The sequence below is a fragment of the Chryseolinea serpens genome (assembly GCF_900129725.1).
GTDB classification, from domain to species: domain Bacteria; phylum Bacteroidota; class Bacteroidia; order Cytophagales; family Cyclobacteriaceae; genus Chryseolinea; species Chryseolinea serpens.
Genome location: NZ_FQWQ01000005.1, coordinates 523995 through 544479 on the forward strand (window position 1 = coordinate 523995; position 20485 = coordinate 544479).

A 20485-nucleotide genomic window follows, 5' to 3' on the forward strand; every position below is an offset into this window, starting at 1 on the left:
GATACTGTATTTTGAAAAAATGCTTTTATAAATTCTTCAACTCCTCTTTAAAAAATGTCTCGATCGCGGCGGCAGCCTCGGTTTCGTCTTCGCCCTCCACGATCAGCGTAACCGTGTCGCCGCCCTTCAGCGCCAGCGACAAGATGTTCAGCATGCTGTTGAGCTTCACGGTCTTCTCGCCTTTTTTCAGACTGGTGGCCGACTTGTATTTTTTGGCCAGCCGGATCAGGTTGGTCGCCGGGCGGGCATGGAGGCCCTCGGCCGCGGTGATCAGGTAATCGTGTGTTATCATCGTTTTGTTACAGCTTGTAGATATTGTATAATTTCAGGAGTGCTGCGCATGGCCATCACCGTCCGGCATATTTCCTGGGCGGCCGTGATGCTGGTGTTCAGGATCAGATCTTTGACATAGGGTATCGACGCGGCGCTCATCGAGAATTCTCTCAAGCCCATTCCCAGGAGCAACAGCGTGGCCGTTACATCCCCCGCCATCTCACCACACATGCCGGTGTGATGATGGAATTTGTTTCCTTGTTCGATCACGTTTTGGATCAGCCGCAACACGCCGGGGTTGAAAGGATCGTACAAATGTTTCACCTGTTCATTCATCCGGTCTACCGCCAATGTATATTGACAGAGATCGTTTGTGCCGATACTAAAAAAGTCAACTTCGCGAGCCAATAGGTCAGCCATCACCGCCGCCGAGGGAATTTCGATCATAATGCCCACCTCGATCGCCGCATTGTAGGGCGTGGACGCCGATCGCAGCGCCGTTTTCACATCCTCCAAAATGGCTTTGGCTTGCTCGATTTCAGAGACGTTGCTGATCATGGGAAACATGATCTTCAGATCGCCGAACACACTGGCGCGCAAAATGGCGCGCAGTTGGGTAATAAAAATATCTTTCCGGTCCAGGCAAATGCGAATGGCCCGGTAGCCCAGAAAAGGATTTTGTTCAGCAGGCAAGTGAAGATAGGGCAGGGGCTTGTCGCCGCCGATGTCGAGCGTTCGCACGACGACGGGTTTGCCGCCGGCCTGCAACGCAACATTTTTATAGAATTCAAATTGCTCTTCTTCGGTTGGCAGCGTGTTGCGGCCCATGAAGAGCAGCTCCGTGCGAAGCAAGCCGCTTCCTTCAGCGCCAAACGCAAACGATGCTTCCAGGTCCGCCGCATTCGAAATGTTTGCCATCAATTTGACGCGCACGCCATCGGTGGTCACAGCGACAATATCTTTCAAAGCATTTAATGCACTCGCCTGGGTAGTGAATGCTTTTTTCTTTGCCGTATATTCATTCAGTATTTCCGTCGTCGGATTCACCACGAGCATACCCTCGCTGCCATCGACGATAACGACGTCGCCGCCCCTCACAGACGCGAGCGCGTCGCCACATCCCACCACGGCCGGTATGCCCCGGGCCTTTGCTACGATGGCGGCATGCGACGTCTTGCCACCGGTCCGTGTGACCAATCCGATCACTTTGGCAATGTCTACCGAAAGGATATCCATCGGGGTGATGTCTTCGCCGATGAGTATGGTATTTTCGCTTACGATAAGCTCGCTGGGTTTCAGCGTGGGATCGAGTTCCATCAAGATCCGGTTGCCGGCTTCTTCCACATCGGCCGCCCGCTCGCGGAGATAGGCGTCGTCCAGATTGTGTAACGTGGTCACGGCGGCGGCAATCACTTCCATCACGGCGTCCGTCGCCGTGACGTGTTCCGAAGTGATCTTTTCGACAACATCGGTGATGATCTGCTCGTCTTGCAACAATTCGATCTGGATCTCCAGCACTTCCGTGGGACCATCGTGCGCGACGAGTGTATCCATCACGGCTTCCACTTCCGCTACTGCCGAGGTCACGGCCTGTTCGAATCGCAGCACTTCTCTTTTTACTTCCGCTTCGCTTTGCAGGGTCACGCCCGTGAGACGCGGACGTTTTTTCTCCACGACCACTGCCTTTCCTATCGCGATACCCGGTGAAGCGCCGATGCCTTTCATGTATTGAGTTTGATTATGCCAGGATGTGAAGAATACTGCCCAGGAACCCAACGACTAACAAACCGAGTAACAGCCACGTGGGTTTCATGTTTTTCTTTACGAAATAAAACGTCAGAAAGGTAAGCCCGAGTGGGATGATGTTGGGAACGATCTGATCCAATATGGATTGCAAAGTAGCGGCGGTGTCGTCGCTACCCAAGGTGATGGGCGTTGTGATGTTCATCAACGTGGCCGTCATGGCGCCGATGACCATGAGGCCGAGGATGGACGAGCCCACAGTGAGTTTGTCCATCACGTTTGTCTTGGCCAGGTTTTGCAGGAAGCGCGTACCCGTGTTGTAGCCGATGAACGTGAGTTGATAGCGCAACACTAAATGCGGCACATTAAAGATCAGCAAAAATAAAATCGGCCCCAGCACATTGCCCTTGATCGCCAGCGACGCGCCCACACCAGCGGCAATAACTTTAAAGGTGCCCCAGAACAATGAATCGAACACGCCGGCCAACGGCCCCATGAGACCGGTCTTTACGGAATTGATAGACTCCTCATCAAAATCTTCCGATTTGCTTTTCCGCGCTTCCATCGCCGCCGTGATACCGAGGATCAACGTAGAACCGTAAGGACTCGTGTTAAAAAACTGCAGGTGACGTGTCAACGCAGCCGACATGCTTTGCTTGGTGGTGTATAATTTCTTCAACACCGGGATCATGGCAAAAGCAAACCCGCTGTTTTGCCAGGTCTCGAAATTGAAATTGGCCTCCAACGCCAGCGAGCGGAAAAATAAACTTCGTATCGTTTTCTTGGGAAGCTCGGGTGCAGGTTCAACGGGGCTTTCGCCTTCATCGGCATCGTCGTCTTCCGTGGAAGCCGACTTGTGTGTGATGTCCGTAATGATGAGGGCGACAATCACACCCAAAGCGCCAATGGCGATGACGGGCAGCTTCAAATAACTTGTCAAGACAAATCCCAGGAAGAAATAGGGAGCCACCTTTTTATTGAACATCAGGTTGAGCAATAACGCAAAACCAAGCGCGGGGAGCATGTTGCCGGCGACCTTCAAACCATCATTCACCCAAACGGGGATGCTGTCGAGGAACGCTTTCATCACGTCGGCTCCCAGCAGCAGGGCCGTAAAGGTGATGAGTCCCATCAACAGTGGTTTTAAGAGGCCCGACAGCACATGGAGTCGTTGCAGTTTTTTATAGTCGCCCTCTTCTGCGTAGGTGGCAAAGCGCTTGTTGAATACGGCGCGGAACACAAACAGTCCGCTGATGGCCATCTCTGCCAGGATGGAAATGGGCACGGCTAAAGCCAAGGCAATGGAAGGTCCTTTACCCGATAGGATTGCAAAAGCCGTACTCAACACACCTCCCGTGATCACATCTGGTGGAATGGCCGCGCCCACTTTGATGTTGCCCATAAAGATGAGCTCCAGCGTGGCACCGATCACGACGCCTTGCGAAAGATCCCCCAGCACCAGGCCAACCAACGGCCCCAACACCAACGGCCTGCTGAGCAAGGTGGTGCCCAGAAAATCTTCCGAATGGCCAAACATGGCAATGAGCGTGATGAGGATGAAGGAGACTAGCACGACGGGATGTTTAAGGAGTGATGTATGCTGTTTAATTATTTATCGAGTAGACTCTCCACCTTCTGCTTGCTATCCGTCGGCACTTGTCGTATTTCGAGTTCTATATTTTTTTGAATGAGTTCTTGCAGCACCGGCACATCGTCGTCGGTGATGGCAATGGCTTTCGAGATCAGCCGCGAGCCTGCCTTGCCGCGGATGCCACCAAAGTTTATGGAGGTGATGGCGGACACGCCGGCGGCCAGCGTGGCAGCATCTTTTATGCTGTTGATCAGGATGAGCACATTCGCCTTGCTGTTCTTGTCGTCATTCAAAAAAAGAATGGCGTCGGCCAGGGTCTTGATCACCAGTTTTGTGTTGGCCGGTTTGGCGAGGTTCAGGGTCATTTTCTGAAATTCGTCTTTGGCCACTTTGTCGTTGGCCACCAACAGGCAGTCCACACTGAGCGCGGGCACCCAGGTGAAGGCCACCTGGCCGTGTACCAACCGGTCGTCTATTCTCGTGAGTTTGATCATGATGCTTCTTCTTCGTTAGAGGTGGCCATTAGTTTGGTGACATAGACGATTTGTTCCCGGGCATTGACAATGGCAGCCTCGATCACTTCGGCTGCGGGCGTCTCTGCATCGGCCATCAACACCTCGATCAACAACGCCAGGTTGAACCCCGACACCACGTGGACCAGGTGACCCTGCGTGTAGCGCAACACCTGGTTGGTGATGCTGCCCCCGAGCAAGTCGGTGAACACGATCAGTTCGTCGTGGGGCTGTAAGTCTTTCAATATCTTTTCAAGATCGCCTTCAATGCCTTTGTTTTCTTCCACATAGGCTTCGATCAAAAACACATGATCGGTTTGGCCGATAATAATATCCAGCGAAGACTTTATGCCCGTGGCCAGGCGGCCGTGGGTGGCAATAAGGAATTTTCGTGTTGTATGTTCCATGGGTGATTCAGGTGTGTGCGGTGTGCGTTGTGTTTGATGTGCGTTGTGCTACGAGAGGTGTGATGGTTTCGCGAGACAATGCATCAATAAAAATGGAATGTTTTTCCTGACAATTTTTGCCACTTGTCAAAATAATTGAAATTGAATGCAAATCATCGGAAATCAAAAAAGAAAAGTTCACACCCTATCTATAAATTTGGTTATGAAGCAACGCTTATCCACGATCATCAAACACCAAGGCGCCTTATGGCTAAGCCTGGTTGTGCTCCTCATCCTGGCAAAACACACGCCGGCGAGTGCTCAGGAACAACCAAAGATCAAAGTACTGGTGGTTGGCTCCAACGACCCATACCACAACGCCATGGTGAAAGCCGCACAACCTTTCTTTAAAGGTCTGGCCGAACAAAATAATTTCGAGGTCGACTTCACGCGCGACGCGTCGGCGATCACCGAGGAGAACCTGGCGCACTATCAGGTCTTTATTCAGCTGCACCTGGCGCCGTTTGATCTCACGGAACCCCAGCAGTTTGCCATCCAACAATTTACGTCAAAGGGCAAAGGATATATTGCCGTGCACGCCGCCGGGCTCACCGGCACACGCTTCCTGAAGCCGGGGGAAGTTTATTGGCAATGGTTTGAACAACTCATGGGCAACGTGATCTACTCACCGCACCCGCCGCTGCAGCAAGGAACGGTAGTGGTGGAAGACCGCACCCACCCGGTGACCCGCAACCTGCCGCCAACCTTTTCCATACGCGACGAATGGTATGAATTCGACAAGAGCCCGCGCCCCAACGTGCACGTGCTGGCTACTGCGAACGAATCCACCTACAAGCCCGCCAAACCCATGGGCGATCACCCCCTCATCTGGACCAACCCGGAATATGACCGCGCATTATATATAGGTATCGGTCACGACTCCACTACGTGTGCCAACGCCGACTTCGCCATCCTCATGCGCGATGCCATAAAATGGTCCGCCTCCGAAATCGAAAACAAAGCACAACACAACCTGGACGAATCCCTGGGGCAACCCGTGACCGTTCTCGCCAACCAGGTTGCCTATTCAACCGAAGCACCCAAAAGCGCCATCGTGAGAAGTCACAAACCGCTGCCTGAAAACATGACGTTCAACCTCATCGGTGCCCTGACATTAAAGACCGTTTATTCCGGCAAACTCCAAAAAGCCGAACAAGTTGCCGACTGGCAGCCCGGCATCTGGTATAGCCGCATCGACTTCTCGGATTTTAACACACCGGGATATTATAAACTCCAGGTGGAAGCCGAGGGCAAGCCCTACGAATCTTATGCATTCACGATCGGCGAAAAAGCGCTGAGTAAAGTTGCGCTGCCCGCCATCGCCAATTTCTTTTATCATCAACGGGCCAGCTCACCGGAAGAGGCCGGTGCCGACAAACACATCCTGCTCTATGGCAGCACCAAGACTGTCGACCTCTCCGGGGGATGGGCCGATGCCTCCGGCGATGTGAGCAAATATTTCTCGCACCTGGCCTACACCAATTTTATGTCTCCACAGCAAATACCGATGGTGGATTGGTCGATGATCAACACGGTGGACCGGATCCCCGAGCTGCTGGATCAGACCGGCTCCAAAGACGCACTGACAACGGAAGCGCTGTATGGCGCCGACTACATCATGCGATCGCTGTCGCCGGAAGGATATTTTTATATGACAGTGTTTACCTATTTTGACAAAGATCCCAATGCACGACGCGTGGTGGGACTGCTGGCCGATAGTAAGACCACCGCCGACTATCAATGCGCCTATCGCGAGGGTGGCGGCATGGCCGTGGCCGCATTGGCCCGCATCTCGCGCTGGCATCGCGACGGCGCCTTCACCTCGCAGCAATACCTCGACGCTGCCGAGCGCGCCTTCGCCCATCTTCAAAAGTTCAGCACCCGCTATGCCGACGACGGCAAGGACAACGTCATCGACGACTATTGCGCCCTGATGGCCGCCACCGAACTCTGGATTGCCACCGGCAAACCCGCCTACCAAGCCGAAGCCCGCAAACGCGCCGGCAACTTGAACAAGCGCCTTTCGCCAAAAGGATACTTCATAGCCAACGACGCTAATCGCCCCTTCTGGCACGCCGCCGATGCCGGCCTGCCCGTGATCGCGCTAGCCCGCTACCTGGATGTGGAAACCAACACCTCCGATCGAAACAAAGCCTTGACAACAATAAAAAAAGCACTGGACTACAATTTGTCCATCACACACGAAGTGACGAACCCGTTCGGATATCCGCGCCAAAGTTTCTTGTATAAAGGCAAAGTGCAGAACGGCTTCTTCATCCCCCACGAAAACGAAAGTGGCTGGTGGTGGCAAGGCGAAGACGCACGACTGGGCTCCCTGGCCGCCGCCATGCTGGTAGGCGGACGACTGGTCTACCCCGACAAAGGACCCCTCGGTGTGAAACCTGAGCTCGCCACCTATGCATCGAACCTCGTATCATGGGTGCTCGGAAGCAACCCCTACAACATTTGCATGATGTACGGCTATGGCAAAAATAATGTCCCCTACATGGCCGCCATGTATGGCCATGGCTCCGGCCGCGGAGGCATCTCAAACGGCATCTCCGGCAAGGACGGAAAAGGAGACGGCTCCGGCATCGACTTCAAAATGGAAGACAACGGCAACGAATGGCGCTGGAGCGAACAATGGATCCCCCACTCCGGCTGGTTCCTGGCCGCCGTCACAGCGATGTCATCAAAATAAACAATAGCATCAGTCGCACGACAATTTACAAACTCAAAAAAGTTCAATAAGCCCTACGGGCTTAGGTGGCACCGGAAATTATTTTCTAATTGGGAGGGAAGCGTCTTCTTAAGCTGATTTAAAAAAGAAAGGCTGATGTCCAAAAAGACACCAGCCCTTGCCCGCAGCGAAGTCTCCCGCCTCGGGGACTTCGCTGCTTTGAAATAGACCTTCAGTAAATTATTTTACTCACACTAGTAATCACAGACGCAAGCCGCACCGCCTCAAAAACCCGCTCTTCCTTAGCGCCCAACTCAATGAGCGACGCCTCATGCGCCTTCACGCACATTTCGCATCCGTTCACCGCGCTGACGGCCAGGCTCATCAGCTCAAAAAATTCCTTGCCGCCCACGGGCCGCCCCATGATGTTCATCTTGATGCGTGCAGGGATCTCGTTGTATTTCTCCTTGTTCACGAAATGACGGAACCGGTAGAACACATTGTTGGCACTCAGCAAGGAGGCACAACCCACGGCTTCGGCGATTTCCTCCGCGGAAGCGCCTTCTTGTTGGGCGTTGGCCGCGAAGAACGTGCGCAGGATCGTGTTCCCCGCATTTACTGACAGGGCAACCCCTAACACAGCGATCTCCTTCTTGGTGAGGAACTCGCTTTCGAACGAGTTTTTAAAATTGATCTTCAGATCGGCCAGGTAGCGCGACTTGCCATTTTCCAGCAGGTCGAGGGCCTGGGTTTCGTAGTCCTTGCCAACCTTCAGGAATTCCAGGAACTCCTGCGTGCTTTCGGAATACGTTGTTACGGTTGATTCCATGATGATGTCGTTATAACTGTGAAATGAATAGGAATGAAACTTTAACCGGAAACTACATCTTCAACGTTTCTTTTCCTTTTTCCCAGTTGCAAGGGCAGAGCTCGTCGGTTTGGAGAGCGTCCAGTACGCGGATCACTTCTTTCACGTTGCGGCCCACGTTGAGGTCGTAAACGCTCACCCAGCGCACGATGCCCTGAGGGTCGATGATGAACGTGGCGCGGTAGGCGATCTTTTCGGTAGGCTCCAGGATGCCGAGGTCTTCTGCCAGTGACTTCGAAGTGTCGGCCAGCATAGGGAATTTCAGGTCGCGGAGATCGTCGTGATTTTTTCTCCAGGCCAGGTGAACGAATTCAGAATCGGTGGAGGCGCCGATGAGGCTGGCGTTGCGGTCGCGGAACTCGCCAAAGTTTTTGTTGAACTCGGCAATTTCGGTAGGGCATACGAACGTAAAATCCTTGGGCCACCAGAAAAGTACGGTCCAGCGACCTTCTTCATTCAACAGGTCGTCGGAAGAGATATCGAAAAATTCTTTTCCCTTTTCGAGGGAAACTACGGCTGATTTCTTGAAAGCGGGAAAGGGTTGTCCAATGGATAAAATGCCTTTTGTCATAAGTTTGTCTTGGAGTTAAACGTTTTTAGTGATTGATTTTCCGCAATGATACGATAGGATGAGTTATAAATTATATCGATATTTGTTATCGCAGTATTAATTTTATCTATGACAACGTTTTCGGTACACGCCACAATCGTATGAACCTGCAGCAACTCGAATATATCATCGCCCTCGACATCCATCGCAACCATGTGAAGGCCGCCGAACACTGCCACGTGACCCAACCCACGCTGAGCATGATGGTGAAAAAACTCGAGGACGAACTCGATGTCAAGATCTTCGACAAGAGTCAGCCCCTGAAGCCGACACCGGCCGGCGAAATGATCGTGTCGCGGGCGCGGCAGATCCTGCAAGACATCAAGAACCTGAAAGAATTTATCCGCAACGAAAAAGATTCCATCGAAGGCGAGTTTAGGTTGGGCGTGATTCCCACGCTGGCGCCCTACCTGTTGCCCCGCTTCCTGAACGAGTTCCTCGAAAAAAATCCCGGCACCTCGTTCACCGTCATGGAGTTGCAAACCCAGGAGATCATCCGCCTCCTCAAGACCAACCGCCTCGACATCGCCATCCTTGTCACCCCCCTCGACGACAAAGAGATCCGCGAGCTCCCCGTCTTCTACGAACCCATTTTGCTCTACACTTCCGAAGGCCTCAAATACTACCAGCAAGACAAAGTAAACCTCAAGTCGCTCACCTACGACAACCTCCTGATGTTGGAGGAAGGCCACTGCTTCCGCGGCCAGGTCGAAAATCTGTGCTCCGCCAAAGGCAAAAAAGTGCACCACCAACTCAACTACCAAAGCGGCTCCTTCGAAACCCTCAAAGCCATGGTAGACAACAACTATGGCTACACGCTCATCCCCGAGCTCTCCGTAAACGTAAAAAGCAAACATGTGAAGCATTTCACCTCACCCGAACCCGTCCGAGAAGTAAGCCTGGCCGTCCACCAGGGCTTCGTCAAAGAAATGCTCCTCTCCAAACTCCGCGACGCCATCCTAAAATCCATCCCCGCCCACTTCAAGAAAAACGAAAAGTATATCCGCGTCCGCTGGAATTGATCTGTGGCCGAGGGATGAGTCGCCTCGTAATGGGCCTGCACTTCGAAGAAGGCGCAGTAAAATGCGCGCCATGCACGTGCGCATTTCAAGGAAAGCTTGAGCGTGGCGCTCCTGATAAAACTACCTCATAACCCCGGGTACTCCGATTGCATCGGAGCACCCGGGGCTATGATAGGCAATCCCTTCGGGATTTTAATTCAAAAAGATATTTGCATAGACTACGGCCAAAGCCCGGGATTAGACGAACAGAAAATGGGCGCAATGCGAAAGATCAATCAACATTGTTGCCCCCCCAAATCATTCAATCAACCCTCACCCCAACCCCACTCCCGCACCTCTTCCAGCATGTTCCCATCAGGGCCTAAGCCTATCTTTGGCCTGGTAGTGGCATGTGCGGATAGGGTTAAGCCCTGGTGGGAACATGCGGGGCCCCCGCGGCCCCGGAGCGGAGCTATGAAATGGGAAAGAAATTTACGCGCAAAACCCACCTATCCCACAGGACGCTCAGGCCCACAAAGACAGAGCAAGAGCTAAAATCCAAGCAAAATGACGAACTTTCAATAACTATTGAAAGTTCGGAAACTTTCCTTATCTTTATCCGTATGAAATACACAGAAGCCAAAGAAGAACTCATCCAAGCCTGGGGCAACCTCGGCTATAGCTGGGGACTCAACAAAACCATGGCCCAAATCCATGCCTTGCTGATGGTATCACCAAAAGCCCTCTCCACCGAAGAGATCATGCAAGACCTCTCCATTTCCAGGGGAAACGCCAACATGAACATCCGCGCGCTGCTGGATTGGGGTATCATCGCGAGAATCTCGGTGGCGGGTGAGCGCAAAGAGTTTTTCAAGTCCGAAAAAAATGTCTGGGCGCTCGCGCGACAAGTGGCCAAGGAAAGAAGGAAACGCGAACTCGAACCCATCCTGAAAGTGCTGAAAGAAGTGAACGACGTTCAGACCGATGGCTCGGAAGAATCGAAAGAATTCAAAAAAGTGGTGAAGGAACTGAAGAACTTCGCTGAAAAATCCGACGGGCTACTGGAAACTTTCATCCGGTCGGAAGAAAGCTGGTTCTGGAACACGGTGTTGAAAATGATGAAGTAGGCATTTAAACTTTTTCCATATGAAACTTCAACCGGCCCTGGCAGATCTGCTCCGCCAGGCATACTCCGCAGAAAAAGCGGCAGCGTTTGCCTACCAGGGGCACGCGGGCGCTGTGAAAAATAAAGCCGAGAAAGCGGCCATCCACCAGATCGAGATCGATGAGTGGAATCATCGCCGGGAAGTGTTGGCCATCATGGGCTTGTATGGCATCAAACCTTCGCGCTGGTATGAGATCCGGTTTCATGTGGTCGGAAAAATAATTTCAGGAAGCTGCTACGTCATCGGGTGGTTTATGCCTTTCTATTTTGCAGGCCGGCTCGAGAGTGGCAATGTGTGCGAATACTTCAGAATGAAACAGTACTTCAATGCGATCGGCATCCACGAGCACGACCCCGTGCTGTATGAGATGGGAATAAAAGAGAAAGAGCATGAAGTATACTTTGGCGAGCAGATCAAAGACAACCGCCTGCTCCCTTTTTTTGAAAAACTTTTCGGTTGGAGCAGTGCGAGCAGCTTCAATAACATCGACCTCGACAACAAGTACCCCGTGGAGAAATCTGATTCGTACTGTCACAAATAAAAATTTAAAATAATGTTTCAATATTTCCTGAAAATACAAAACGTATAGTATTATGAAATACATCGACGTGACCATACAAACCCTCCTCTTCGTTTTTGCCATAGCGTTGCTGATACTTTCTTTTGACGACGGAGAACAGTGGTATTTCGTCGTTCTCTATGCGCAGGTCCTCTTGGGTCCGTGGCAATTGTTGGGTTCATTGACGTCGATCCTTTTAAAGACAAGACACTACCGGCTAAAGATCGTGCACCAGCTCCTTTCCTGGATCGTGCTGCTCGTACTCTATATCATCGGACGCAGCACCGGCGAGATGCCCCATCCGGCGTTGTTGATCCTGGTGCCCTGGACGCTGGCCTTCTACTATTACCTGATCACCTGGAGTGAAGTCATCGGAAAACGGGTCCAGGGTAAATTTCTTCCTCACCTCAGTTTTTAAATGAACTCGCTATGAAAACGCTAAAGGATTATCTCATCCCGCAAGATGAGCACACCTTCCATGTGCCGTATCGCGTTGCTTATCTCGTCTTTACCTGGCTGGTGACCAGCCTGATCCTGAATGCCTACACACAATTATTAAGTCCGCTCGTTCCCGCGAGCCATTTGACGCGGGAGTTGTGCATATGTGGAGGACAGATCCTGTTTCAAAGTGTCGTGGCGGTCGTGGCGAACAAAAACAAAGCGCTTGCCTACCTGGGGAATATGATGACGGTATCTTTCATCGGGGCGTTGTTGCTGCTGCCGGGCTTGATGTTTACACAGGGCACATATTCTGCCGAAGGTCACCTCGTCTGGTTCACGATCGTGGTGGGCATTATGTTCTTCGAACACATCCGGCGTGTGAAACTTTTGGGAATGCCGTGGTTTATGTCCCTGACTTGGGTTTTGTATCGTGTTCTTGTACTTTGGGTCATTCTATAATACTATATGAATAAAGTAGTTCTTGCAGGAGGAAGCGGATTTTTGGGTTCCGTGTTGGCCCGTCATTTTAGTACGCGCGCAAAAGAGGTAGTCATCCTCAGCCGGAGAAATCAACCTGCGTCGGCCAACATCCGGACGGTAGTGTGGGATGCAAAACATCTCGCCGATGCGTGGGCGCGTGAATTGGATGGTGCCGACTTGCTGATCAACCTCACGGGAAAAAGTGTGAACTGTCGTTACACACCCGAAAACAAAAAAGAAATACTCGATTCCCGTTTAGACTCCACGCGTGTACTGGGAGAAGCCGTGCGCCAGGCCGCTGTGCCGCCACGCGTTTGGATCCAGAGCGCATCGGCCACCATCTATCGCCACGCCGAAGATCGTCCCATGGACGAAGCCACCGGCGAGATCGGCGAAGGTTTTTCGGTGGATGTATGTCGTGCGTGGGAGAAGATCTTTTGGGAACAAAATGTGACGGCCACACGAAAAATATTGCTGCGCATCGGCATTGTTTTGGGGATGGGCGACGGGGCGTTTCCTCGTATGCTCAACCTGGTGCGCGCTGGTTTGGGAGGTAAACAGGGCAGTGGCCATCAATACATCACCTGGATCCATGAAGACGATGTAGCCGCCATCATGCAATGGCTCTATGATAATGAAGCACAACAAGGCACCTTCAATGTAACTTCGCCGACACCGGTGCTCAATGCAGACTTCATGCGCACGCTGCGGGAGGTTTGTAAAGTTCCGTTTGGTTTGCCCTCACCTGCCTGGTTGCTGAAACTCGGTGCTGTTTTTATTGGTACGGAGACGGAGCTGATTCTCAAAAGTCGCCGCGTGGTTCCGACCCGATTATTGGCCGAGGGGTATGTGTTCAAACACTCCGATCTAACCGGGGCTTTGACCGATGTTCTGAAACGAGTCTAGTATTGTCGTCTGGAACTTGCACCTGATTTGTGTCGGCACGAAGGTGTACCAACACATACCGCATCCCTATTTTCAGGGTATTCAACCTGAAATGCGAAATACGATCGAACGCATGGCGCGTTGCCGTCAAATGCATGTTCTCACATATTAACAAATTAATAAAACACTCATCTCCCCTTGCTTCGGACGCAGCATGATTTTACCTTAGTAAAGGATCGTTACAGGATATCCCCGTTCAGGTTGTTGGTAAATTGTTTAGTGCGTGTTGACGAAAAACAACCCGTTGGATTGCAAAAATTTAACACTCACACGATATGGCGACGAAATTTCACCTCTCTGTTATTTTGGTCGCGGTACTTTCGACCGGGCTCGCCCAAACGAAAGAATCAGCGGACAAAGAAGCCGGCAATGCCGAAACGAATCGATTCTACTATTTCGAGATCCCCTCGGCCATCAATGGATCAAACCTGGACCCTTCTGCCATCAGCAACGTGTCCTCCAATTTTACGGACAGCAAAATATCCTTTAAGCTCGGATTCCCGTCGCTGTTCAAGGATGCACCGAGCACGAAGGACTTGAAATATACTGGCTTTGTTCAACCTTGGTTCAAAGCGACCAATGGAGCCACCACACTTTACAAGGCGAACTCGGCGCCTTTGGAGTTTGGCGTTAACGCAGGACTTAGTATCGTCGCAGGACATTATTATTGGGTCTTCCTCGACGGCAAAGGGAATGAAACCCAGGAACATTCTTCAGAATCGATGTGGTGGGTCAACTTCATCGGGAGCATCGATCAAGGGAACTACAATTTATTCAATACGACCGCGAAGTATGACGAGATCTTGATCAAACAGACGGAGACGAACGGAAGCCTTTATGTAAGCCTGAACCGGTACTTCTATTCCCAGATGACTCGCTATAAGTGGAGAAGTTGCATTTGGTCGATCGGCGCGGGGTATGCAAAGACCAAATATTATTCGTCACTCAAAAACAGAACGCTCGAAACGGGCAAGTTGACTTACAATGCCGACTCAACGGCCTATCAAACCGTGGTGGAAACCACAAGCGGCCGCAGTGGAACGCTGGTCATCTTTGAAGGCCTGTCATATTTTGGCGAATTGTTCATCCCCATCGTACGCAACAAAACGTATGGCGGCGTGTACTGGGGCAATAGGCTTACCTACTACGGCATCGGAAGCGACGACTACATCGCCAACGGCGTTACGGGCTTTTACTTTAATCTAAAGGATAAAAAAGTGAATGGCGACAAGCCGGCAAAAGACGTGTTGAACTTCTCGGTCACGGCGCAATTCAACCAGTTGGACAAAAGGAGTGAAGAGGACTACATCGACAAAAACTTTTCGATCATGTTGCAAGCGGCCATTCCGCTTCGCTTCAATTGAGAGAAACAACCAAATTACCTTATAGATATGCGCAAATCTCTAGTGTCTGATGACGGTCTCTTGAAGGTGAACGTCATCTCCGGAACCTACGTCGTATTGCTCGCCTTTGACCTCCCCGAGGCATCCTGTCCAGGATTACACGGATTCTCCATTCACCGGCAGGATCACACCGAAAATGAATCCTTCTTCCTCGACGGCATGAAAGCATTCGCTGAGACAGATCCTGGATTCCCCGCGGGTTCGTTGTATTCTACAAAGGATCATCCCATCCAGGGATTTCAATGGGCCGATTACTCGGCAAAACCGGGCCACCGCTATACCTATACCGTAACGGCACTGAAGGGTACGCCAAAAAAATTGCTGGCGTTTGCGAGTGCAGCCGTCGCCATTCAAACGGAAAGCCCCGAAAACGGAAATCACGATGTCTATTTCAACCGCGGGACGGCAGCTTCCCAAGAGTACGTCAGGCGGTTTGGCAACCACCGGCCCGAAGATGTTCCCAATCATGCGGCATTCGACTGGCTATCGCGTGGGCTTTATGAAGCCATGAAAGATTTCATCACATCATGTGCGACCGATGGAACTTCCCTCAGAATTGCGGCCTACGAGTTCAACTATGATGACGTGTTGTCCGTGATCCGGGAGACCATTAAGAACGGTGTAGACATCCGCATCGTTTATGACGCACGCCAGGAAGATCCGGGAGAAGGGAATACAAAAAAAATTGAAGCGCATGACCTCACCGATTTTTGCAAACCGCGAACACAAGGAAAGTCATTCATTTCCCACAACAAGTTTATGGTAAAAGTGGATGGCCAGGGAAAAGCGGTTTCCGTCTGGACAGGTGGCACAAATTTTTCGGATGGCGGAATCTTCGGCCACTCGAACGTGGCGCACGTGGTAGAAGACACGGAAGTGGCCGACAAGTTCCTTCAGTATTGGGAGCTTTTAAACAGCGACCCGCGGACCGAAGCCTTGCGAGACGACAACGAGGAACTCACGCCGCTGCCCGATCTCCCTGTGCCCACCGGAACGACGGTAGTGTTCAGTCCAAGACAAAGCCTCGATGCCTTGAATCTCTATGCGGCGATAGCTTCCCGCGCCAGCAGCGGTTTGTTCATGACCTTTGCCTTTGGGATCAACAACATCTTTAAGGAGGTATACAGAAACGGCCAGGCCCCCTTCAGGCTGGCACTGCTGGAAAAGAAAACACGTCCCTTAAAAAACGGCAGCCCCGAAAAAGCAAAAGAGGAAGAAGAGATACAGGAGTTACGCAATCAACCCGAGAATGTGTTTGCCATCGGGGACTTCATCAGGACCAACGAATTTGACGGATGGGTAAAGGAAAAGCTCACAGGCCTCAATTCAAATGTCAAGTATGTCCACAACAAATTCATGCTGGTCGATCCCCTGAGCAACGACCCCATCGTCGTGGCCGGTTCGGCCAACTTCAGCGATGCCTCGACAACAGACAACGACGAGAATATGATCATCGTCCGGGGCAACACGCGCGTGGCCGACATATACCTCGGCGAATTCATGCGATTGTTTTCTCACCACTCCTTCCGCGAGTCGCTGCAGTGGCGAAAACTGAATGAACCACCAAAGCCACTCGACACCGGTGACGGCTGGTGGAAAGACAATTTCGGAAAGACGGCGCGTTCGGCCCGGCGCAAGTTCTTCGCCCAGGAAATTGAGGAGGTGGTTGCAGAGGTTGAATGATAACATCCCGTTCACAAACAAAACACCGGGTCCGAAAATCGGACCCGGTGAATAAGTCTTACCATGAAGGACCAGCACCGCAAATCTGCTCGCCGGCATTTGGTGTTAAGGGTGTCCAAAAATTGATGAAAAATGATGCCGCTGGCCGCTAATGCCATCTAAAAAGCCCCAAAAGCCGCTCTCCCCTGCGGCTTTTTTTATTTGCCCGAAAATCTGTAAATCTGGTTGTAACCATTTATTAACCTCCCGGTAACTAACACGAAATTGACAAAAAGCACAGAGTTGATGACAGACGAAATGATCATGGAGGCCGTAAAAAACGGTGATCTTCAGCAGGCATCGATGCTTTTTGAGCGGTATAACAAGCGCATCTTCAATTTTCTGGCCCGGTTGGCGATGGACCGCGCCCTGGCCGAAGACCTGACCCAGAATGTTTTTTTGCGGATCATCAAATACCGCGGCAGCTATAAAGAAGGAGCCCGGTTTCAATCGTGGATCTACCAGGTGGCCCGCAATGTTTTTTCGGACCACTACCAGGCGCATAAAAACAAGTACTCCGATTTTGTAGACGTGGAAAAACTGAGAGACAACATGCCCGAACCGGAAGACGAACCATGGGAGGAAAAAGAAAAGCTACTCCACCGTTCCATGGCCATGCTGCCCGACGAACAACGCGAGCTGCTGGTGCTCACCCGCTTCCAGCACATGAAGTACGAGGAAGTGGCACAGATCATGAACACCACCGTGGCCAACATCAAGGTGAAAGTGCATCGCGCCGTGGCCAAGCTTCGCGAACATTATTTTGAACTGGAGAAAAATTGAACGGATCCCCCGCGATCCCCAAGACGATATGGAAAAGGAAAAATTGGAAAGCCTGCTCATTGACTTCATCGACGGAAAACTTTCCGAAGAAGAAAGAAAGAACGTGGAGCAGGAATTGGTGCGCAACGCAGAAGCCTTTACGCTCTACGAACAACTCAAGGAAGTGATCCAGGCCATGAACAACGCGGCGCGCCTGGAACCGTCGGCTCACCTGAAGGTGGCCTTCGACAAGATGTTGCAGGAAGAGATGGGCAACCAGAAAACCGGCAAGACCGTGTTCTTCCGGCCCGCATTCTACCGGGTGGCCGCCGCCGTGCTGTTGTTGGTCTTGGGTGGAGGCATCGGCTTCTGGATCAGCAAACAACAGCAGCAAGCCCAACAGATGGCTGAATTGCAGCGAGAGATGAATCACACAAAGCAATTACTAATCGGTTTGCTGGACAATCAAAATTCAGCAAGCCAGCGCGTGGCGGGAGCAACAGTAGCCTACAAAAGTGTTGTCAAGGCCGACGACGAGATCGTGAATGCCCTGGTGAAGGCCATGAACGACGATCCGAACACGAATGTACGCATGGCCGCCCTGGAAGCGTTGCGCAAGTTCCAACACCAGCCCTATGTGCGCAAGATGTTGGTCGCCTCGCTGAGCACACAAAAAGACCCCATGGTGCAGATTGCTTTGATCCGCCTCATGGTGGAAATGAAAGAGAAGGGCGTGACGGAAGAACTGCAACGCATCACCACCGAAGAAGGCGTGTTGCCCGCGGTGAAAGACGAGGCCCACATCGGACTGATGAGGCTCTCTTGAAGAAGAAAAGAAGTGAAAGCATAATAGTAATATCAAATACGTATACGTAAAGTCACACCCACACCAGCACTATTACCGAGTAACGCTTTAAATACAAGTCAAAAACAAACAAAAACGAAAACAAGCATCTGCAATGAGAAAGATAATGACAACGATCGCCCTGGTAGTAACAACATTGGGGTATATCCAGGCACAGGAATTCAAACTCGCGAAGAGTACCGGCCGGTTGGAAATCAAAGAAGTGAACAATGTGGACATTGAAGGATACTCTGGCAACGAGATCATCTTCACCTCCCGAAGCGGCAAACGCGACGCCGACGATCGTGCCAAAGGTCTGCGCGCCATCAACGCCCTGGGCCTGGAGGACAACACAGGCCTCGGTCTGTCGGTCGTCGACAAGAATGGCGTGATCGAGGTACAGCAAATGAAGCGCATGGACGGCCCCGACATCACCATCAAAGTGCCCAAAGGCGTAACGGTTTCCTACACCCACACCTCGCCCCACGGCAGTGAAGTGAACATCAAGGACGTGGAGGGCGAGATCGAGATCTCCACGGTTCACAACGGTATCAACCTGACGAACGTGACCGGCCCCATGACGATCAATACCGTCCATGGCAACATTGAAGGTTCGCTCAGCGCTAACCTGAAGAATCCTATCTCCATCGTGTCAGTGCATGGCCACGTAGACCTCGCACTGCCCACCACGGTGAAGGCTTCGGTGAAAATGAGTACGGTGTACGGGGAAATCTTTGTTGACCCCGAGTTCAAGGTGGACGCGACCACGGCAGGTGGTCTCAACAAATACAGCAGCGACACCGTGACGGCCAAAATAAATGGCGGGGGAGTAGACATCACCCTGTCTTCCACACACAACAACGTGTATCTCCGGAAGAAATAACTTGAACTGTGCTCCCCCGAATGGACTTGCCTTGCGGCAGGGCGGGGGAGTACGGCTTCTAAAAATCTAATGCTATGAAAAGAAACACGCTAGGGATTTTGATCGCGCTGGTGATGCCGCTGACAAACTTCGCGCAAACCGCCATCAACAAGACGGTGGAGGCAAAACCGGGACAGCAAGTGGTGCTGCACTTCGATTACCCCGAAATGGTGCGCGTGAGCACCTGGGATAAAAACGAGATCAGCGTGCAAGGCACGGTGAGCATCAACTACGGAGAGAACGACGATGCGTTCGAACTGCTCTCATCGGTTTCGGGAAACACGATCACGATCCGGAACGAGATCAAGAACATGAAGAACCTTCCCCACCACATCACCATCGTGGACGGTGCCAACAAAATTGTTTTCAAGAACAAAGAAGAGCTGCACAAGTATGAGCAGGAGCATGGCCGCGGTGGATTTGACCGGATGTCGTATGGACTCGACATGGATATTGTCGTGGAGATCAAAGTGCCGCGAAATTTCCAAACACGCGTGGAGTCGGTCTATGGCATGGTAGAGATCAAGGACTTCACGGGACCACTCATCGTAGACGCCACCTATGGCGGAGTGGACGCGGCGCTGACCGAGCGCGCCACCGGTGAAGTGGCCGCCACAACAAACTACGGCGAGATCTACACCAACTTCGACGCCAAGTTCGGCTCGGAAGGTTTCAAACAGGGCGACTTCCACACCTACGTGGTGGCCAAACCCGGCACCGGCCCGAAATATGAATTCGACTCTAAATACGGCAACGTCTACATCCGGAAAGCGGTGCAGTAACAGAACAAACGATTTAGATAATGTCCCTGCGCGTGGTCGAGACCGTGCGCAGGGATTTTTTTTGCACGCTATTTTTTTATCGAAGCGGTTCGGTCATCGGTGCTCTATTATATAATTGTTAATAGGGCGGAAATATTTTTCCTGGTGTACTGTTGTTGGATCATTTTTATAATTTTGCTGCGTTGATAAAATTTTTTTGAGCGAAAAATAAAAATCTACCAATTTGATAGACATTTAAAATTTCCTTTTTACTTTTGTCCCGTTGCCGCGCAAGAAAGGCAACATCGAAGAGTAAGCGTGAATTTGTTTAGGCGTTGCTGATAGAAGCAATAATTTTTTAGACATCATTTCCCACCAAAGTGAAGCTGGAAATTTAAGAAATGCCCCGAGGCATAAACTTGTCTATTGGCCATGAACGGTGAATCTCAAATGAAATTGGTTGACAACCCATATGCGAATTCTGGTTGTAGTTAGTTAGGTAGGGTAAAGGGACGAGGGATTCAAACTCTGGTACAGTCTGGATCACCTCTCCCTTTTCGTTTCGACTGTATATAAAGGCACTCATTAACCTAAACAGGTTAAACCCCTTTTAAGGAGCCGGGCCACAAGCCCGGCTCCGGAAGGGCACCGTTGATCAGGCACAACACGCAGGCGTTATCCGTATTTACCTCCTGTATATTTATTCCCGTGCACGGCTTATATTTTTAAGGAAGTACTAAATTGCTTCCGGCAACG

At 51.4% G+C, this 20485-nt stretch carries 20 protein-coding genes; 13 read left to right on the forward strand and 7 right to left on the reverse strand.

Annotation, left to right across the window (positions count from 1 at the left end; translation table 11 throughout):
- Window positions 1-25 precede the first annotated feature (25 nt).
- The 5 genes from BUB30_RS30265 to BUB30_RS30285 are packed head-to-tail and all read right to left on the reverse strand — an operon-like array spanning window position 26 to window position 4526.
- Window positions 26-292, reverse strand: a complete 267-nt coding sequence (locus BUB30_RS30265; protein WP_073142086.1) for an HPr family phosphocarrier protein — start codon at window positions 290-292, stop codon at window positions 26-28.
- Window positions 289-1998 carry a phosphoenolpyruvate--protein phosphotransferase gene (gene ptsP, locus BUB30_RS30270; protein ID WP_073142087.1) on the reverse strand — a complete coding sequence of 570 codons (1710 nt, stop codon included), beginning with the start codon at window positions 1996-1998 and terminating at the stop codon, window positions 289-291. Before ptsP ends, BUB30_RS30265 begins: the two co-directional genes overlap by 4 nt.
- Before the next feature lie 13 nt (window positions 1999-2011).
- On the reverse strand, window positions 2012-3589 hold the full coding sequence (locus tag BUB30_RS30275) for a PTS system mannose/fructose/sorbose family transporter subunit IID (protein WP_073142089.1): 1578 nt from the start codon (window positions 3587-3589) through the stop codon (window positions 2012-2014).
- 35 nt (window positions 3590-3624) lie between these two features.
- Window positions 3625-4101: a PTS sugar transporter subunit IIB gene (locus BUB30_RS30280; protein WP_073142091.1), complete on the reverse strand. Its 477-nt coding sequence runs from the start codon at window positions 4099-4101 to the stop codon at window positions 3625-3627.
- Entirely contained in the window at window positions 4098-4526 is a 429-nt protein-coding gene (locus BUB30_RS30285) for a PTS sugar transporter subunit IIA (protein WP_073142093.1), read from the reverse strand. Before BUB30_RS30285 ends, BUB30_RS30280 begins: the two co-directional genes overlap by 4 nt.
- Window positions 4527-4728: 202 nt before the next feature.
- On the opposite strand from BUB30_RS30285, the gene BUB30_RS30295 reads away from it, so the two are divergent.
- Entirely contained in the window at window positions 4729-7266 is a 2538-nt protein-coding gene (locus tag BUB30_RS30295) for a ThuA domain-containing protein (protein ID WP_178377232.1), read from the forward strand.
- A 211-nt stretch (window positions 7267-7477) separates the two neighbouring features.
- Here the strand turns inward: BUB30_RS30295 and BUB30_RS30300 are convergent, their stop codons facing one another.
- Both BUB30_RS30300 and BUB30_RS30305 read right to left on the reverse strand, forming a co-directional pair.
- Window positions 7478-8074: a carboxymuconolactone decarboxylase family protein gene (locus BUB30_RS30300; RefSeq protein ID WP_073142094.1), complete on the reverse strand. Its 597-nt coding sequence runs from the start codon at window positions 8072-8074 to the stop codon at window positions 7478-7480.
- 52 nt (window positions 8075-8126) lie between these two features.
- On the reverse strand, window positions 8127-8684 hold the full coding sequence (locus BUB30_RS30305) for a peroxiredoxin (protein WP_073142096.1): 558 nt from the start codon (window positions 8682-8684) through the stop codon (window positions 8127-8129).
- 140 nt (window positions 8685-8824) lie between these two features.
- Here BUB30_RS30305 and BUB30_RS30310 point away from each other — a divergent pair, with 140 nt between their 5' ends.
- The 12 genes from BUB30_RS30310 to BUB30_RS30365 all read left to right on the forward strand — a co-directional run bounded on the left by BUB30_RS30310 (window position 8825) and on the right by BUB30_RS30365 (window position 19750).
- The gene (locus BUB30_RS30310; protein WP_073142098.1) at window positions 8825-9745 is read left to right on the forward strand and encodes a hydrogen peroxide-inducible genes activator; all 921 of its coding nucleotides are present in this window, start codon (window positions 8825-8827) and stop codon (window positions 9743-9745) included.
- Window positions 9746-10347: 602 nt separating this feature from the next.
- Window positions 10348-10851, forward strand: coding sequence for a GbsR/MarR family transcriptional regulator (locus BUB30_RS30315; protein WP_073142100.1), 504 nt, complete (start codon window positions 10348-10350; stop codon window positions 10849-10851).
- Between the two features lie 19 nt (window positions 10852-10870).
- Entirely contained in the window at window positions 10871-11431 is a 561-nt protein-coding gene (locus BUB30_RS30320) for a ferritin-like domain-containing protein (protein WP_073142101.1), read from the forward strand.
- A 52-nt stretch (window positions 11432-11483) separates the two neighbouring features.
- Window positions 11484-11867 carry a hypothetical protein gene (locus BUB30_RS30325; RefSeq protein WP_073142103.1) on the forward strand — a complete coding sequence of 128 codons (384 nt, stop codon included), beginning with the start codon at window positions 11484-11486 and terminating at the stop codon, window positions 11865-11867.
- Between the two features lie 11 nt (window positions 11868-11878).
- On the forward strand, window positions 11879-12349 hold the full coding sequence (locus BUB30_RS30330) for a hypothetical protein (protein ID WP_073142105.1): 471 nt from the start codon (window positions 11879-11881) through the stop codon (window positions 12347-12349).
- Window positions 12350-12355: 6 nt separating this feature from the next.
- Window positions 12356-13276 carry a TIGR01777 family oxidoreductase gene (locus tag BUB30_RS30335; protein ID WP_073142106.1) on the forward strand — a complete coding sequence of 307 codons (921 nt, stop codon included), beginning with the start codon at window positions 12356-12358 and terminating at the stop codon, window positions 13274-13276.
- Between the two features lie 314 nt (window positions 13277-13590).
- The gene (locus BUB30_RS30340; protein ID WP_073142108.1) at window positions 13591-14679 is read left to right on the forward strand and encodes a hypothetical protein; all 1089 of its coding nucleotides are present in this window, start codon (window positions 13591-13593) and stop codon (window positions 14677-14679) included.
- A 27-nt stretch (window positions 14680-14706) separates the two neighbouring features.
- Entirely contained in the window at window positions 14707-16401 is a 1695-nt protein-coding gene (locus BUB30_RS30345) for a phospholipase D-like domain-containing protein (protein WP_073142110.1), read from the forward strand.
- Between the two features lie 285 nt (window positions 16402-16686).
- Window positions 16687-17223, forward strand: a complete 537-nt coding sequence (locus BUB30_RS30350; RefSeq protein WP_073142112.1) for an RNA polymerase sigma factor — start codon at window positions 16687-16689, stop codon at window positions 17221-17223.
- 28 nt (window positions 17224-17251) lie between these two features.
- On the forward strand, window positions 17252-18028 hold the full coding sequence (locus BUB30_RS30355) for a HEAT repeat domain-containing protein (RefSeq protein WP_073142114.1): 777 nt from the start codon (window positions 17252-17254) through the stop codon (window positions 18026-18028).
- Window positions 18029-18161: 133 nt separating this feature from the next.
- Window positions 18162-18929, forward strand: a complete 768-nt coding sequence (locus BUB30_RS30360) for a DUF4097 family beta strand repeat-containing protein (RefSeq protein ID WP_143165149.1) — start codon at window positions 18162-18164, stop codon at window positions 18927-18929.
- Between the two features lie 74 nt (window positions 18930-19003).
- The gene (locus BUB30_RS30365; protein ID WP_073142118.1) at window positions 19004-19750 is read left to right on the forward strand and encodes a hypothetical protein; all 747 of its coding nucleotides are present in this window, start codon (window positions 19004-19006) and stop codon (window positions 19748-19750) included.
- Window positions 19751-20485 lie beyond the last annotated feature (735 nt).

What these genes read in the sequence shown, in the direction of transcription:
- BUB30_RS30265 (WP_073142086.1), bottom strand. Translation starts at nt 292, where the DNA reads ATGATAACACACGATTACCTGATCACCGCGGCCGAGGGCCTCCATGCC.
- ptsP (WP_073142087.1), bottom strand. Translation starts at nt 1,998, where the DNA reads ATGAAAGGCATCGGCGCTTCACCGGGTATCGCGATAGGAAAGGCAGTG.
- BUB30_RS30280 (WP_073142091.1), bottom strand. Translation starts at nt 4,101, where the DNA reads ATGATCAAACTCACGAGAATAGACGACCGGTTGGTACACGGCCAGGTG.
- BUB30_RS30285 (WP_073142093.1), bottom strand. Translation starts at nt 4,526, where the DNA reads ATGGAACATACAACACGAAAATTCCTTATTGCCACCCACGGCCGCCTG.
- BUB30_RS30295 (WP_178377232.1), top strand. Translation starts at nt 4,729, where the DNA reads ATGAAGCAACGCTTATCCACGATCATCAAACACCAAGGCGCCTTATGG.
- BUB30_RS30300 (WP_073142094.1), bottom strand. Translation starts at nt 8,074, where the DNA reads ATGGAATCAACCGTAACAACGTATTCCGAAAGCACGCAGGAGTTCCTG.
- BUB30_RS30305 (WP_073142096.1), bottom strand. Translation starts at nt 8,684, where the DNA reads ATGACAAAAGGCATTTTATCCATTGGACAACCCTTTCCCGCTTTCAAG.
- BUB30_RS30310 (WP_073142098.1), top strand. Translation starts at nt 8,825, where the DNA reads ATGAACCTGCAGCAACTCGAATATATCATCGCCCTCGACATCCATCGC.
- BUB30_RS30315 (WP_073142100.1), top strand. Translation starts at nt 10,348, where the DNA reads ATGAAATACACAGAAGCCAAAGAAGAACTCATCCAAGCCTGGGGCAAC.
- BUB30_RS30320 (WP_073142101.1), top strand. Translation starts at nt 10,871, where the DNA reads ATGAAACTTCAACCGGCCCTGGCAGATCTGCTCCGCCAGGCATACTCC.
- BUB30_RS30325 (WP_073142103.1), top strand. Translation starts at nt 11,484, where the DNA reads ATGAAATACATCGACGTGACCATACAAACCCTCCTCTTCGTTTTTGCC.
- BUB30_RS30330 (WP_073142105.1), top strand. Translation starts at nt 11,879, where the DNA reads ATGAAAACGCTAAAGGATTATCTCATCCCGCAAGATGAGCACACCTTC.
- BUB30_RS30335 (WP_073142106.1), top strand. Translation starts at nt 12,356, where the DNA reads ATGAATAAAGTAGTTCTTGCAGGAGGAAGCGGATTTTTGGGTTCCGTG.
- BUB30_RS30340 (WP_073142108.1), top strand. Translation starts at nt 13,591, where the DNA reads ATGGCGACGAAATTTCACCTCTCTGTTATTTTGGTCGCGGTACTTTCG.
- BUB30_RS30345 (WP_073142110.1), top strand. Translation starts at nt 14,707, where the DNA reads ATGCGCAAATCTCTAGTGTCTGATGACGGTCTCTTGAAGGTGAACGTC.
- BUB30_RS30350 (WP_073142112.1), top strand. Translation starts at nt 16,687, where the DNA reads ATGACAGACGAAATGATCATGGAGGCCGTAAAAAACGGTGATCTTCAG.
- BUB30_RS30355 (WP_073142114.1), top strand. Translation starts at nt 17,252, where the DNA reads ATGGAAAAGGAAAAATTGGAAAGCCTGCTCATTGACTTCATCGACGGA.
- BUB30_RS30360 (WP_143165149.1), top strand. Translation starts at nt 18,162, where the DNA reads ATGAGAAAGATAATGACAACGATCGCCCTGGTAGTAACAACATTGGGG.
- BUB30_RS30365 (WP_073142118.1), top strand. Translation starts at nt 19,004, where the DNA reads ATGAAAAGAAACACGCTAGGGATTTTGATCGCGCTGGTGATGCCGCTG.